The organism is Prevotella sp. (assembly GCF_036570325.1).
In the GTDB taxonomy this organism is placed as follows: Bacteria; Bacteroidota; Bacteroidia; order Bacteroidales; family Bacteroidaceae; genus Prevotella.
Genome location: NZ_DATCYK010000053.1, coordinates 1 through 12,602, shown reverse-complemented (window position 1 = coordinate 12,602; position 12,602 = coordinate 1). Strand labels below are relative to the sequence as shown.

General features: G+C 49.4%; 11 protein-coding genes and 1 pseudogene. 3 read left to right on the top strand and 9 right to left on the bottom strand.

Annotation, left to right across the window (positions count from 1 at the left end):
- Both VIR50_RS03675 and VIR50_RS03670 read left to right on the top strand, forming a co-directional pair.
- Window positions 1-876 (top strand): annotated as a pseudogene (locus VIR50_RS03675) (capsule assembly Wzi family protein); the annotation flags it as partial.
- Between the two features lie 45 nt (window positions 877-921).
- The gene (locus tag VIR50_RS03670; protein WP_331933785.1) at window positions 922-1,329 is read left to right on the top strand and encodes a lipocalin-like domain-containing protein; all 408 of its coding nucleotides are present in this window, start codon (window positions 922-924) and stop codon (window positions 1,327-1,329) included.
- Between the two features lie 14 nt (window positions 1,330-1,343).
- Here the strand turns inward: VIR50_RS03670 and VIR50_RS03665 are convergent, their stop codons facing one another.
- Window positions 1,344-1,985: a sugar transferase gene (locus VIR50_RS03665; protein ID WP_331933783.1), complete on the bottom strand. Its 642-nt coding sequence runs from the start codon at window positions 1,983-1,985 to the stop codon at window positions 1,344-1,346.
- Between the two features lie 278 nt (window positions 1,986-2,263).
- On the opposite strand from VIR50_RS03665, the gene VIR50_RS03660 reads away from it, so the two are divergent.
- A complete protein-coding gene (locus VIR50_RS03660) occupies window positions 2,264-3,397 on the top strand; it encodes a glycosyltransferase (protein ID WP_331933782.1) in 1,134 nt (377 codons plus the stop codon).
- On the opposite strand, the gene VIR50_RS03655 is transcribed toward VIR50_RS03660, so the two are convergent.
- The 8 genes from VIR50_RS03655 to VIR50_RS03620 all read right to left on the bottom strand — a co-directional run.
- A complete protein-coding gene (locus tag VIR50_RS03655) occupies window positions 3,373-4,350 on the bottom strand; it encodes a glycosyltransferase family 2 protein (RefSeq protein ID WP_331933781.1) in 978 nt (325 codons plus the stop codon). The genes VIR50_RS03660 and VIR50_RS03655 overlap by 25 nt on opposite strands.
- Window positions 4,347-5,414: a glycosyltransferase family 4 protein gene (locus VIR50_RS03650; RefSeq protein WP_331933780.1), complete on the bottom strand. Its 1,068-nt coding sequence runs from the start codon at window positions 5,412-5,414 to the stop codon at window positions 4,347-4,349. Before VIR50_RS03650 ends, VIR50_RS03655 begins: the two co-directional genes overlap by 4 nt.
- The gene (locus tag VIR50_RS03645; RefSeq protein WP_331933779.1) at window positions 5,392-6,534 is read right to left on the bottom strand and encodes a glycosyltransferase family 4 protein; all 1,143 of its coding nucleotides are present in this window, start codon (window positions 6,532-6,534) and stop codon (window positions 5,392-5,394) included. Before VIR50_RS03645 ends, VIR50_RS03650 begins: the two co-directional genes overlap by 23 nt.
- On the bottom strand, window positions 6,531-7,586 hold the full coding sequence (locus VIR50_RS03640) for an EpsG family protein (protein WP_331933778.1): 1,056 nt from the start codon (window positions 7,584-7,586) through the stop codon (window positions 6,531-6,533). The genes VIR50_RS03645 and VIR50_RS03640 overlap by 4 nt, the downstream gene beginning before the upstream one ends.
- Window positions 7,583-8,629: a chain-length determining protein gene (locus VIR50_RS03635; RefSeq protein ID WP_331933777.1), complete on the bottom strand. Its 1,047-nt coding sequence runs from the start codon at window positions 8,627-8,629 to the stop codon at window positions 7,583-7,585. The genes VIR50_RS03640 and VIR50_RS03635 overlap by 4 nt, the downstream gene beginning before the upstream one ends.
- Window positions 8,630-8,645: 16 nt before the next feature.
- Window positions 8,646-10,187, bottom strand: a complete 1,542-nt coding sequence (locus tag VIR50_RS03630; protein WP_331933776.1) for a hypothetical protein — start codon at window positions 10,185-10,187, stop codon at window positions 8,646-8,648.
- A 12-nt stretch (window positions 10,188-10,199) separates the two neighbouring features.
- Window positions 10,200-11,171: a glycosyltransferase family 2 protein gene (locus VIR50_RS03625; protein ID WP_331933775.1), complete on the bottom strand. Its 972-nt coding sequence runs from the start codon at window positions 11,169-11,171 to the stop codon at window positions 10,200-10,202.
- Window positions 11,172-11,190: 19 nt separating this feature from the next.
- Window positions 11,191-12,602 (bottom strand): SLBB domain-containing protein (locus tag VIR50_RS03620; protein ID WP_331933774.1); only part of this gene is annotated, 1,412 nt, incomplete at its 5' end.

Below are 12,602 nucleotides of genomic sequence, written 5' to 3'. Positions count from 1 at the left end.
TTGGGATTGGAAATGGCCGCCACGTTTGGGGGTACGTTACATTTCACGGAGGGCAAAGGACCGCTGAAAACAGTTAAGAGTGGTATGGGCTTACGCGACTTTTGGCATGTCTTTGTGCCGGGAGGAGCGGACGTAGGTGAGACGATGTATCAGAACATAGCGGGCAACCAATTGGGCTCATGGCTGGCTCGTGTCAACTATGAGACCGACGGGTGGAAGCTAAGTCTTTACGCAGATAAGTTCTTTGAGGACCATTCGGCCATGTTCCAGTTGGATTATGACGGCTACGGACAGGGCGAGGAATGGGGCGTGAAGAAGCGTAGGCGCTATTTTCTTTATGATTTTAAGGACATGATGTTGGGCCTTGAGCTTCATTTGAAGCGAGGGTGGTGGTTGCAGAATGTCGTGTTGGAATACCTGCACACCGACTATCAGAGTGGTCCGATCTACCATGACCATACGAAAACGTTGAGCGATCACATCAGTGGTGATGACAACTATTACAATCATTATCTTTATACGGGCTGGCAACACTGGGGGCAAGTGATGGGAAATCCGCTCTATCGCTCACCTATATATAATAAGGATGGAAGCATTGGCGTACAAAGCAGCCGTTTCAGGGCCATTCATCTTGGCGTTTCGGGACGTCCCGTGGAGACCGTTGATTATCGGTTGCTGGCCACGGTGCAGCAAGGATGGGGCACTTATGCCTATCCCTTTACCGAAATGAAGCGCAATGTGAGTGTCATGGGTGAGGTAAGCATGCGCTTGGGCAGTGGATGGCAGTTGAAAGGAGCCTGCGGTTTCGACGAGGGTGACCTGCTGGGACATAATTATGGCCTGCAATTTAGCGTCAGTAAGGCCGGATTGTTTTAAACAGAAAGGGCGATGAGGTATTTTAAAAAGTTTTTTTTGGCATTAGTGGTCGTGGCACTTTGTGCTTCATGCGATATAGAAACATCTGACAATGGGCCTCTCGATGGCTTCTGGCATTTGGAGAAAGTCGACACGTTAGCTACGGGTGGAAGCCGTCAGATGGACGAGCAGAGAGTGTTCTGGTCGTTTCAGGGCCACTTGTTATCGGTTGTTGATAAGATTGATCCGACCACGGAATGCGTGTTGAGGTTTGCGCATGACGGCGAAGAATTGAAACTATCAGAGCCTCATCGCTCCAATAGGGAGGAAGGAGATCCGCTTTTGACAACGGCGGATGCGTTGCGAATGTTTGGTATTAACGCCTTGGAAGAGTCGTTTGTCGTTGAGACTTTGAAAGGCAGAAAAATGGTGCTGCGGGGCAAGGATGTGCGTTTGATTTTCAAGAAGTTCTGAAAATCCCTTGCCGTTTAGAAGATACGGCCTATCGCCAGATTGAGAAATGTATTGAAAAGTACCTTGGTATCGAACCACAACGACCGATGTTGAAGATAATAAAGGTCGAGTTCCAAGCGGCGAATCATTTTATCCAAGGTGTCGGTATAGCCATTGTAAAGAGTCGCGTACGACGTAATTCCGGGACGGATTTGGTAAAGTAGTGGGTAGCGGGCGTCACGTTTGATAATCTGTTCGATATAAAACTTGCGCTCGGGGCGTGGACCTACGAGCGACATATCGCCCATGAGAACGTTCCAAAGTTGAGGAAGCTCGTCAAGATGGTGGGCCCTTATGAAGATTCCCGTGCGTGTCATGCGTGTTTCCCGTTCGTGTTGATAGAGGGCAGGACCGTCTTTTTCGGCGTCCATGCGCATGCTTCTGAACTTATATATATAGAAAGGTAGACCATGACGACCTATGCGTTGTTGCTTGAAAATGGCCGGCCCACCGTCTTCTCGCTTCACGGTAATGTAGCAAATCAGGAACAGCGGCGATAGTAGAATAAGCCCTATGGCTGATACGCAAAGGTCTATCAGTCGCTTGACGCACCGTTCCCAAGCGCTCATACCATCGGGTATAAAGTCTGATTGTGTATCTTTTTTTTCTCGATTCATATTAAAATATAGCTTGTTATCAACCTATATACCGTCCTCTTTTGCTGTTTATGTAGTTTGTTAGGGGTACTTATGCCGCCATTGCGGGCAGGTATTTAATAATTCATAAGGGCAGAAACGACCGTTGCGGGTGCAAAGATACTGATTTTATTTCGTGAAGATGACATGTTGATAAAAAACCTTTGCGTTAGTCGGTGATTTGAACTTGGCGGATGGTTGAAATTCTATTAAGGGATGAAATAAAATCAGTGACGTTACGTTTATAAGAGATATAGCTTATGGAAATGGGACATCGCATCCTTCATATATCAAATTTTTACTGGCCACATATCGGTGGAATCGAGGATGTGTGCAAGACTTTGGTCGACCATACGGAGGGTATGGAGGTGAGGGTGTTGTGCTTTGCCGATTCCAAGACAGACACTATCGACTGCGTTGACGGCATAGCAGTGGTGCGGGTAGGCGTGTGGCGTAGGTTGTGGCAGCAGGCTATACCTTATCATTATGGGCGAGTGTTGCGACGGGTGTTGAGGGATTTCAGACCGGATGTGGTCCATTTGCACCTTCCGAATCCACTTGCGATGTTCTATGTGTTGGCCTTGTTGCCCCGAAGTGTACGGCTTATCGTGCATTGGCATTCGGATATTATCGTGCATCGGCGGCTTTATCGGTTGGTGGCAATTGGAGAACGGCGGGTGTTAGGCTTAGCTTCGGCTGTCATTGCGACAAGCCACGCTTATATGGAATCTTCACTCATGTTGCGGCGTTATCGTGATAAATGTGTGGTAATGCCCAATGTTATATCGGAGGAAAAGTTGAATCTGTGTGCAGCCTCGGGGCTGACGGTCGAGAAAATAAGGCAGCGTTATGGTGAGCATATCGTATTGTTTGTGGGTCGTCATGTCCCTTATAAAGGCCTTGATAGGCTCTTGGAGGCGGTAAAACTGTTACGTCAACCGTGTAAAGTGCTCATTGGAGGGAGCGGACCGTTGACTTCCCGGCTCCAGACAATAGCCCGTTCATTGCCTAATGTTGAGTTTTTGGGCAATATACCTGATGACGAATTGGGTGTGTGGATGCGTGCTTCGCGGGTGTTTGCCTTCCCTTCTGTCACACGCAATGAGGCTTTTGGCGTGGCATTGGCTGAGGCCATGTATTGCGGAGCGGTACCGGTTACGTTCACGATAGCCGGTTCCGGAGTCAATTGGGTGAGCCTTCATGAGATCACGGGACTTGAAGTGGCAAATGGAGATGTGCGCTCTTTTGCGCTTTCTATTGATAGGTTGTTGGCTGATGATACCTTATATAATAGGTTATCGCAGGCAGGAAGAGAGCGGGTGAAGAGCCACTTTGTGCCCGAATGTGTGCAAGAAACGCTGCGACAGCTCTATGTTTGTAAAGGTAAACCTTGAAAAATGTCAGGTCGTTGGTGAGCAACAAGCTGCATGAATATACGTAGGCGCCACCGAAAGGCTGCGGCATTGCCTCGTCGTAGCAAGGTTGCTGCTAAACTGAATGCGCACAGTGATACTGTATATATGGCATGAGTGAAGAATCGATGTGGCCAAGAGAGGTTACGACGGTAGTAAACGTAGCGGCCATGTTCGGCCAAGGCAAGGCGTAACTCATTGATGGTGGGCGTTGGCAATGGCGCTTCGGTGCTCCCTTCAAGGTGCTGTATGGCGGCTTCGGGTACGGAATAAATTTGATAACCGGCTTGTGTGATGCGATGACACAAGTCGGTTTCTTCGTAATACATGAAGAAATCGGATGCGAATCCGCCCACTTCTTCCAGCACACTGCGCCTTACCATGAGATCGGCACCACAGATGTAAGCTACCTTAAATGGCTTTTCTGTATAGTTGAACTGCCACGATGAGCCGAAGAAAATGCGGTCCAAAGCATGCGAAGACATATCGCAGAGCTGCCAAAAGATACCCGGATAGAGGCGTCGGAATGAGTGAGTGGGACGTTGTTGTGCGTCAAAAAGATTGCCACCGCAGGCCCCTGCCTCGGTATGAAGGTCGAGATAATCGCACAGAAATTTGATGGCGTTGTTGAGCAAAAGGGTGTCCGGGTTGAGGAAAAGCACATGACGACCCGCTGATTGTTGGATTCCCATGTTGTTGGCACGTGCGAATCCAACGTTTTGTTTGGGGCAAATGGTTGTCACTTTACCAGCAAATGACCGGCTCATGGCCTCACGCAGATGGTCTGATGAGCCATTATCGACAACGATAATTTCATAGTTCAAGCCTTCCGTATGCCGCAAAATAGACTGAATGCAGGCAATGATAAGCTCCTCTGTGTGGTAATTGACGATAATAATAGATACGTCAATAGGATGCGTGGCATTGCTTTTCATCGGCTTACCTCCTTGTGGATAACGTCTAAGATGCGTTTAGCCGTATGCTTATAGTCAAAGCGTTGCGATAGAAAATCACGGCAATTGATTCGTTGCTCGGGCAAATGTTTCAGATGATAGGCCAATGTTTCAGCGTCCCCCGCTTTGAAAAATAAGGCCGGAGTGCCTGCGTAGACTTCGCGATGTGCCGGAATGTCCGAAATGATAGCCGGCGTTCCGAGATACATGGCTTCGAGGGGAACAAGGCCAAAGCCCTCATAGCGTGATGGTGCAATGAGGGCCTTAGCCCGCTGAATAAGATCAAAAATACGTTCGTTATCAGCTTGGCATATCCACTGAACGCCCTCTATATCGCCTTTTTGCAGCAGATTGGCCATGCCTTTGTCACGTGTTTGAAAGTCAATATTGCCGATAATATAGAGTTGTTGTGGGGCTGTTGGCTGACGACGGGCCTGCTGATAGGCGGCAAGCAAGGTGTCTAAACCTTTATAGGGCTTGAGATTTCCAAGATAAACAATGAAGTCTTTGGGGATGTTATTGCGAGGATGAGGGGTTTGAAAGGCCTGCAGCGAGCTGGAAATGCCGTTGGATACTACATGAATAGGGCAGGTAGAAGTGAAATGAACCTTAATTCTTGAACGGGAAAAGTCCGAAACCGTGAAGATGGCACGTGATAGATGAAGTGCCCGTTTCATCCCTATTTTATAGAGTAAACGGCGCCATGGTGCATAAATTTGGGGTAAATCAAGCTGCACGGTGTCATGAATCATGGCGTAAATGGGGACATGAATACCCATCGGAATGTTATAACTTGGAGTGAAAAAAGCGTCACATTGGTTGATGGTTGCCGTGGGGAAACGCCATAATTCGCCCACAGAGAAAGGCGGGATGCGGCAGTCTGACACGTTGAAGCAGGGACTCTGAAACCGTTCAGAGAGCTTTTCCGCATTCCCGATCAGCAGATATTCATTGCCGGGAATGTGGGAAAATGCGTGGCAAACATTCTCTATGAAAGTGCCAATCCCGCTCTTTCCGATGAATCTACAGTCTATTGCGAGTTTCATGATGTAAGTGTTGCTGAATGAACTGTGATAAAACCAGCTTCCAATTGTAGGCTTTTAACGGCTCCAAAGCTACCCTTTGACGCTGTCGTAAGGCAGCTTTGATCGCCTCATACCAGGCCTTTGGCTCATAGCTTTCTACGAGAGTAGCTCCCGGGTTGCCTTCCGCCACTTCGCGCATTCCCGAATTGTTGGCTGTAATGATAGGGCAACCGCACAACAATGCTTCGAGTTGGGGCATGCCAAAGCCTTCGTTGAGAGAGGTCGAAACAAAGCAATCAGCCATGTTATAGAGGGCTGACAAGTCCTCATCAGTTACGTATCCGCAAAATCGAGTGCAGCTTTTCAAGGCGTCATTGGCTTGTATCTGTCGACTGATGTCATTGTTTTTCCATCCTTTCCCACCCACAACAACGAGTTCACGGCCGGTAGTTTGGTAGATGGCGGGCATGATACGGAGCAGCAACGATAGGTTCTTTCGGGGTTCTAAGGAACCTACAAATAGTATGAAATGGGGTGGTAAATCATGTTTCTTACGTAAAATCAGCTGCTCATCGGCTGACAATGATAGCCGATGAAAAGTCTTTCTGTCTACCGCACAGCCCGTGAATACCGGCTTGCCGGTCATCAATCGGGGAAAGAGAGCTTGTAAACGGCTGCGTGTATAGTAAGAGTTGGTCCATACGATGTCGGCATGCTTGAGCGCATTACCAAAGAAAACATTGGCCAAACGGTTTGTCCATTGCATGGTATCGCGGTACTCTATGTTGACAACATCATGCACCACGATGACTTTCCTGACACGTCTCGGTAGGCCGAAAGGCAGGCTCGGTAAAGCTGAAAAGTAGAGGTTGCCCCGATATTTTCTGACGAGGAAAGGAACAAACGTATGAAGCCACACTAAATTTGGCAGCCAATAAAGCAGTGGTAAGGTGTGAATGACGAGGGAAACATTCGATGGCAAATCGGTCAACGACACGGAAGGATGCACCCGCCGTGGCAAAACCACGATGAAGCGGTCGGCCGGCGAGGCGGTCGCCCATGCTATCAGGCAGCCTCGAAGAAAAGAAGCTATGCCCGCACTTGTTGCCGTCCATGGACGACCATCAATGATTATATTCATGAGTAAGGCCAAAAATCAAGCAGTTTCCAGATGAAAATAGTGAATACAAACTCAATGACGCCTATGCCGCACACGATGACCAACGACGCCTTACGGGGCAGTATGGTATAGAATAGGTAAGGAAAGAGAATGATTTCGACAATCCCAAACAACTCAAAGATACGTCCGCTGAACACCGGAATCGATGAAAAAGCAAAGAAAAAGAACAATGCCAGTCCCTGCGCTTTGAGTAAAATGGGCAGTTGGGGGCAATATTTGTAAACGGTATCGTAGAAAAAGAGCAGGTAAAGAAGCACAAAAGCTTTTAACCACATGAACGGACTTAGGAGTGAAACGGCGTCAAAGATTCCTATATCGGCTAACTTACGATAGACTTCAACCTTGTTTTGAAAGTAGGGAATGGGGATGAACGTGAGGAAATCTATACGAAGAAGAAAGAGCAAAATGCCAGTGGGAAGAATGAGCGACAGACCTATCTTCCATGCTTTTGATAGTGGTTTGTTGCTGAACAATAGCAGAAGATAGAGGATGAGAGCCGAGTAATGGAAGAATACAGCGCAAGTAATATAAGCCGCCGCGGCCCATTTGCGGTTCTCGGACAAGGGTTTTAATGCCATTAGCAGCAAGGCCGAAGACACTCCAACACGTATTTGAATGAAGTCATGGAGTATAAAATAGTTGCCGAAATAGATGGCAATAGGCAGAAAATACCAAGGTGTGAGCCTACGGATGGCCCATAATTTCAGACTAATACCAAGGATGGCATAAAATAGAAACACTATCCGCACATCATCGGTAATCAGCCGCAATGCCTTGGAAATGGCGATGAAAGAATATTCCACCTGCAAAGCCAGCGCTTCGTTATCAAGTTGTAGAAACATTTTCTCATAGGTCATAGAGTCCGGGTCAAGGCCCATGGGGCGCAAACCTGCCATCAGAATCAAGCCCACACACAAGCCGGCATAGATATAGCGATGATAAGGTTGCACGTAGTCTTCCAAGAATACGAGGGCAATGATGACGATGAGAAATGCTACTAACAAATAAATCATGCCTTGCGGATGAGGAGATAGGTCGATGTAACGATGAAAGAGAGCACGAGCATGGCCGCTACAAAAAGCATACGTTTGGGCCCGGCAGGCTTTAAAGGTACTGTGGCGCGTTCCAAAGTTGTGAACACCGGCGTGCGCTCTTGTACCTTGGCATAGGCCATTTGCAGTTGGGTGGCCGTGGAAGTGTAGATGTTATACTTCAGTTGCATTTCGTTTTCAAGGTCCTCTGTTTTTGATTGGAAGCTCTTAAGTACCAAGTCTTGATTGGCGTCGGAGTACGAAATGTAGACCCTCCGTGCACGGATATAGTCCTGCTTGGCCTTGTCATGCAGTTGTTTTGCGTAGGCCAAGTCGGTCCGTGCCTTGTTGGTGCGGTAATTGGTAATAAAGTTTTGCAACCTTATACGTGCCGTATCGGCCAATAAGGCGGCCACTACGGGATTTTGGTCTTCTACCCTTATGGTGATAACATCGGTCTTCTTGTCGATGGTACACTTGATTTTATCCGTTATCTTATGTGCAATGTTGGTCTGCTCACGGGTGAGCCGAAAGGCATTCACGGCTTTGTTATTGCCTTGGTTATCGGAAGAAATGAACAAGTTTTTGATAGTTTGATAGGCTAAAGTCCACCAAGGATAGCGCTGGTCACGCTTCAGATAGTCGTAATAAGTGGTGAGTTGACCATCCGGCTTTTGAACTTTCACGCTGAACATGCCCACCAAGAAATCGGTAGATTTGAGTACTTCAGGATACAATATGGGCGAAATGGCGTCGGTGGTTCCTAATCCTCCGCCAACATTTAGGCCGAAAGAAGAGGCCAAAGCACCGAGCGAACTACCCATGCCTGCGGCCGGATCGTTTTGCTCGGGCGCCAATGTTACCTCGCAACGGTAGTATCGTGGAATACTGAGAACGATGAGGCAGGCCACTACAAACGTTGCGGGAAGCACGTAGAAAAACGTCCGGCGTCCTTTGTAAAGCCTATGGAAAATATCTGAAAGGTCGATGACCGGCGTGGAATGGGGTGAAGTTGAATTCATCATTTGCAATTTCTAATGGTTAAAAAAATGATTTACTCTGTATGATAGTAACCGCTTTTTGGCGGATATATTGCCTAAGTTCGCTCCCAATTCCCAAATAATAAAAGGAGAGGAGGGAGTAGACGATGGCCAGCGGAATGACGGTAAACAGTCGCAACATGGGCGATGCGAGGCTGAAATGCAGTCCCGCCGGTAGCAGAAAGGCTGCGCAGGATGCGGCCACCATAGGTCCGACAACCTTTGACAGATATTCCCTGATACCGATGTGGAGCTGTTGGCGTTGAATGATAACGGTGGCTGCTTGCATCGACAAGCTGATAAGAACATTGATGACCAGCATGCTCTGTGGCGCCGATTCATGGAAATGCCACCACAAGAATGTAATTACAAGATTGAGCAAGTTGAGCGATCCGGTCACAAGATGTATGCGTGCCACCCGTCCCGTGGCCTGAAGGGCCATCCATGAAGGCGTTACAAAGTTATACACAAGGGCGTTGACCACCATCCATCGTACGAAAACAACCGTGTAAGCAGGTACTTCTTTCAGCCATATAGCCAGCAACGTGTCGGCCTCAAGGCCTATGGGGAGGGCCAAAACAAAGAGCAGTGCGTAGGCCAGTTTCGTACTGTTGAACACCAATTGGCGGAAAAAGTCATGGTCGGAGCGGGCATAGGATTTTGTAATTTGCGGGTTTACGGCTGTGTAAATGCCACTGATAAAGGTGATGAGGGCATTGTAAATCTGCATGCTCAGGCCACGGACGGCGTTGAGCGCCGGGCCAAAGAAAAGGTTGAGCAACACGCTTTGGCCTTGTGTCACCAAGGCTGTGGCCATATTACCGAACAGACTGTAACCGGCAAAAGTCGTCATCTCACGGAGCAACGGGCGGTCGGCAATAGGCCGATAAGCCGTCTCTTGGAAATTATTACGGCTGTAAATGTAGTTCAGAATCAGGTGCAGAGCCGATGGAATTACCATGAGCCAAGCGTAAACTATGAGCAAAGAACCGGCAAAAAGCGGTAGCGCCAAGGCTATCAACAGCTTGAAAACGCTTTGCAGTATGCCCGTCAACGCGAAAAAACGCATGTGTTCATGGGCGATGACGGCCGAATTATAAGGCGTGGCAAGGATGAGAAGTACAAACGAAATGATAGACGTATGAAAGACAATATGAGCCGCGGGGAGCTTATCGGGAGCAATGACAAGGTGGTGGTCGATGAACCACAAGCCGATGATTTCCCCAAAAATAAAGATGAGCAGCGCCGTTATCACCACCACATGGATGGCGGTTGAGAACACGGCTTGCAACCTTTTACGGTCGGAATGGGCGAGGGCGTAGGCCAAGAAACGGTCAATAGAAAGTGTAAGCGCATTGGTTAGGAAGTTGACCACAAGGATAATGCCACCCACAAGGTTGTAGATACCGAAGTCGTCGATACCCAACGCGTCGAGCACTACACGCGAAGTATAAAGCCCGATGAGCAGTGAAAGCAGCAAACGGGCATAGAGTGCGACGGTGTTGAGCGTAATACGGCGGGATAACTTGTGATGTTCTTGCATGCGAAACGAGGGTCAAGGGTTTATTACATGCCGAAAATATTTGAACACACGGAGCATGATGCGAAGCCATGAGGTGGGCACCCATAGGATGATAAGGTCGTACAGCCACAACGGAGCGGTGGAAACATGGGGCACATAGGCCCGGCAAGCCTTATAGTTCTCTACGAAAATACGGCCGAAAGCCACCTTCATGCCGGGGAGCTTATGGGGCGCCAGCAGTTGGGTATAGCGGTTGTGGTCGAGCAGGACCTGCTGTTTCACCTTCTCGTTAACCTGCTGCGGGAGCGACAGAACGAACTCATACCACAACTTACCGAAGTTAAGAAAGGGGTGGCAAGTCCAGCTTTGCTTGGTATAATGGGGTATCTCGAGGTTCTCAACCCGTACTTCGCTCAGGTAACGCACTTGAAAATGAGACGCCCTACATAGGTTTTCCACCATAATACCCATGTGGAGAAAGGTCGTACCGACGTAGCGTTGATAAACCGCCGGGGTAGCGTAGGCCGTGGGAATGACGCACGAGGCGTTGTTGGTGATTTGCCAACCAAGGTCGGCCATGAGGCGATTGATGTCGGTATAGGTGGCGTCGGGTAGTGTGAGTGCCGGGTGGCAATTGAGTATAAGGGCGTCGTAGCGCCGCTGTTCGAGCGTTTGTAAGAGGGTGTTCAGCCCTTCGTAGCTCACAAAACGTGCGTCGCCGAGCAGCCAGCAGTAGTCGGTGGTGCAGGCCGAATAGGCCCTGATGAAATTAGGGTCCATACCTTCGTGCACTTGTGTCTCCACATATCGCAGGTTGGGCATGCGCTCTTGCCATTGTCCGCACAAGGCCTGCGTGTCGTCGGTGCTGTGGTCATTGCTGACGATAATGTCGAAGTGGAGCCCCCGTTTGCGGTAGCCGTCAAGCAAACCGAGCAGCGCATGGAGCAGCGGCGCACGGTTATAAGTGGTGATAAGGATAGTGAGTAATGGCTTACTGTTGGTCATGAACAAAGCGGTAGGGCTATTACTTGGCAAGGTTTATTATCGTTGCGATCATCGTTGCAATGCTTGCGGCCGAGGTGCCGAGCGTGAGCCATTCGGTCAACGGCGTGGCATTGCGCTGCGGTTTGCTGGGTACGACAATCTCGCAGCCCGGCCTTACCTTCGTCGAATGACTGATGCGGGCCACCGTTCCGTTCTGATAAATGACATAAGTGTGGCCTTTCTTGGCGCGGTTTCCCCATCCACCGGCCTGATTGATGTACCACGCCACGCTCTTACCTTTCTGATAAGCGACGGTGTTGGGGTACATAACGTCGCCGCTGATCTTGACCGTTCCGTTGTATTCGGGGATGATCAGGCGGTCACCTTCACGCACAATCAGGTCGGCGTCGCCCCCCGGTTCCTTTAAGGCACGGTCGAGTTCGATACCCACGAAGTACGTTTCGCCCAAATCGAGTTTGGCCACATTGAGCGTATCTTGCTTGTTTCCTTTCTGCGCTTCTATCATTTTGATGACGGTCTGCATGCGCAGTCGCTCATCGGGAGTAATCTTTCGCTCGAGTCGGGCACCCTTGGTGTAGGCTAAATTGGTCACTCCTCCAGCCTGACGTACTACGTCGCTGAGGCGCTGGCCGCGTGTGGAGAGCGTGTATTTTCCGGCAAACATGATTTGTCCTTCCACGCTGACGTTCTTTTGAAGGTTATAGCCCGGGCTGCGGCGTACGTAGACTTCGTCGTAGGGTTGGAGCTTGAAACCGGGTTGGCCGTCGATGACGAACCCGTCTTTCAGGGCAAACGAGTAGGTTTGGGCGATGATACTGTCGTTTGTTTGCGCCTTGGCGTTGTAGACACGGCGGGCCACATCCACTTTGATTGTGGACGCTGTTTCCTTCAATCCGCCAGCTTGGAGGACGATGTCTTCTATCGTTTCGTCGTCAGCATAGCGGTAGACACCCGGGAAATGTACCTCGCCATGGATGGTGATGGTCTTTTCCTGCATCATGTCCGACCGTGTGGGAATGAAGAGAATGTCGTTTTCTTGGAGGGGAATGTCGGCCACGGTGCCTTTCATAATGCCGGCCACGTCGATGGGGATGACACGAAGCGTGCGGTCTTCCTTCATGCGGTGCATCACGGCATGGGCCGTAAAGGCGTCTTCTTTCACCCCTTCGGCGTGCTCAATCAGCGAACGTACGGTGTTGATGTGGCTGCCTATGTTGTAAAGACCGGGCCTGAAGACGGCTCCTTTAATCTCAACGGTGTTCTTATAGCGGGGAAGGATGGAGTCGACGCTGACCGAATCGCCGTCGGCAATGCGGAAATGGCTGAAGTCGAACTCATCAACGTTGAATACAGTGTACTCCCTTCCGTTCTTACGACTTACTCTTACGCTCTTTCGATAGGCACTGCCCGTGAAGCCACCGGCGTATTTCA

Coding starts and splice junctions, on each gene's coding strand:
- VIR50_RS03635 (WP_331933777.1), bottom strand. CDS start 8,629: ATGATGAATTCAACTTCACCCCATTCCACGCCGGTCATCGACCTTTCA.
- VIR50_RS03655 (WP_331933781.1), bottom strand. CDS start 4,350: ATGAAAAGCAATGCCACGCATCCTATTGACGTATCTATTATTATCGTC.
- VIR50_RS03625 (WP_331933775.1), bottom strand. CDS start 11,171: ATGACCAACAGTAAGCCATTACTCACTATCCTTATCACCACTTATAAC.
- VIR50_RS03650 (WP_331933780.1), bottom strand. CDS start 5,414: ATGAAACTCGCAATAGACTGTAGATTCATCGGAAAGAGCGGGATTGGC.
- VIR50_RS03660 (WP_331933782.1), top strand. CDS start 2,264: ATGGAAATGGGACATCGCATCCTTCATATATCAAATTTTTACTGGCCA.
- VIR50_RS03640 (WP_331933778.1), bottom strand. CDS start 7,586: ATGATTTATTTGTTAGTAGCATTTCTCATCGTCATCATTGCCCTCGTA.
- VIR50_RS03630 (WP_331933776.1), bottom strand. CDS start 10,187: ATGCAAGAACATCACAAGTTATCCCGCCGTATTACGCTCAACACCGTC.
- VIR50_RS03665 (WP_331933783.1), bottom strand. CDS start 1,985: ATGAATCGAGAAAAAAAAGATACACAATCAGACTTTATACCCGATGGT.
- VIR50_RS03645 (WP_331933779.1), bottom strand. CDS start 6,534: ATGAATATAATCATTGATGGTCGTCCATGGACGGCAACAAGTGCGGGC.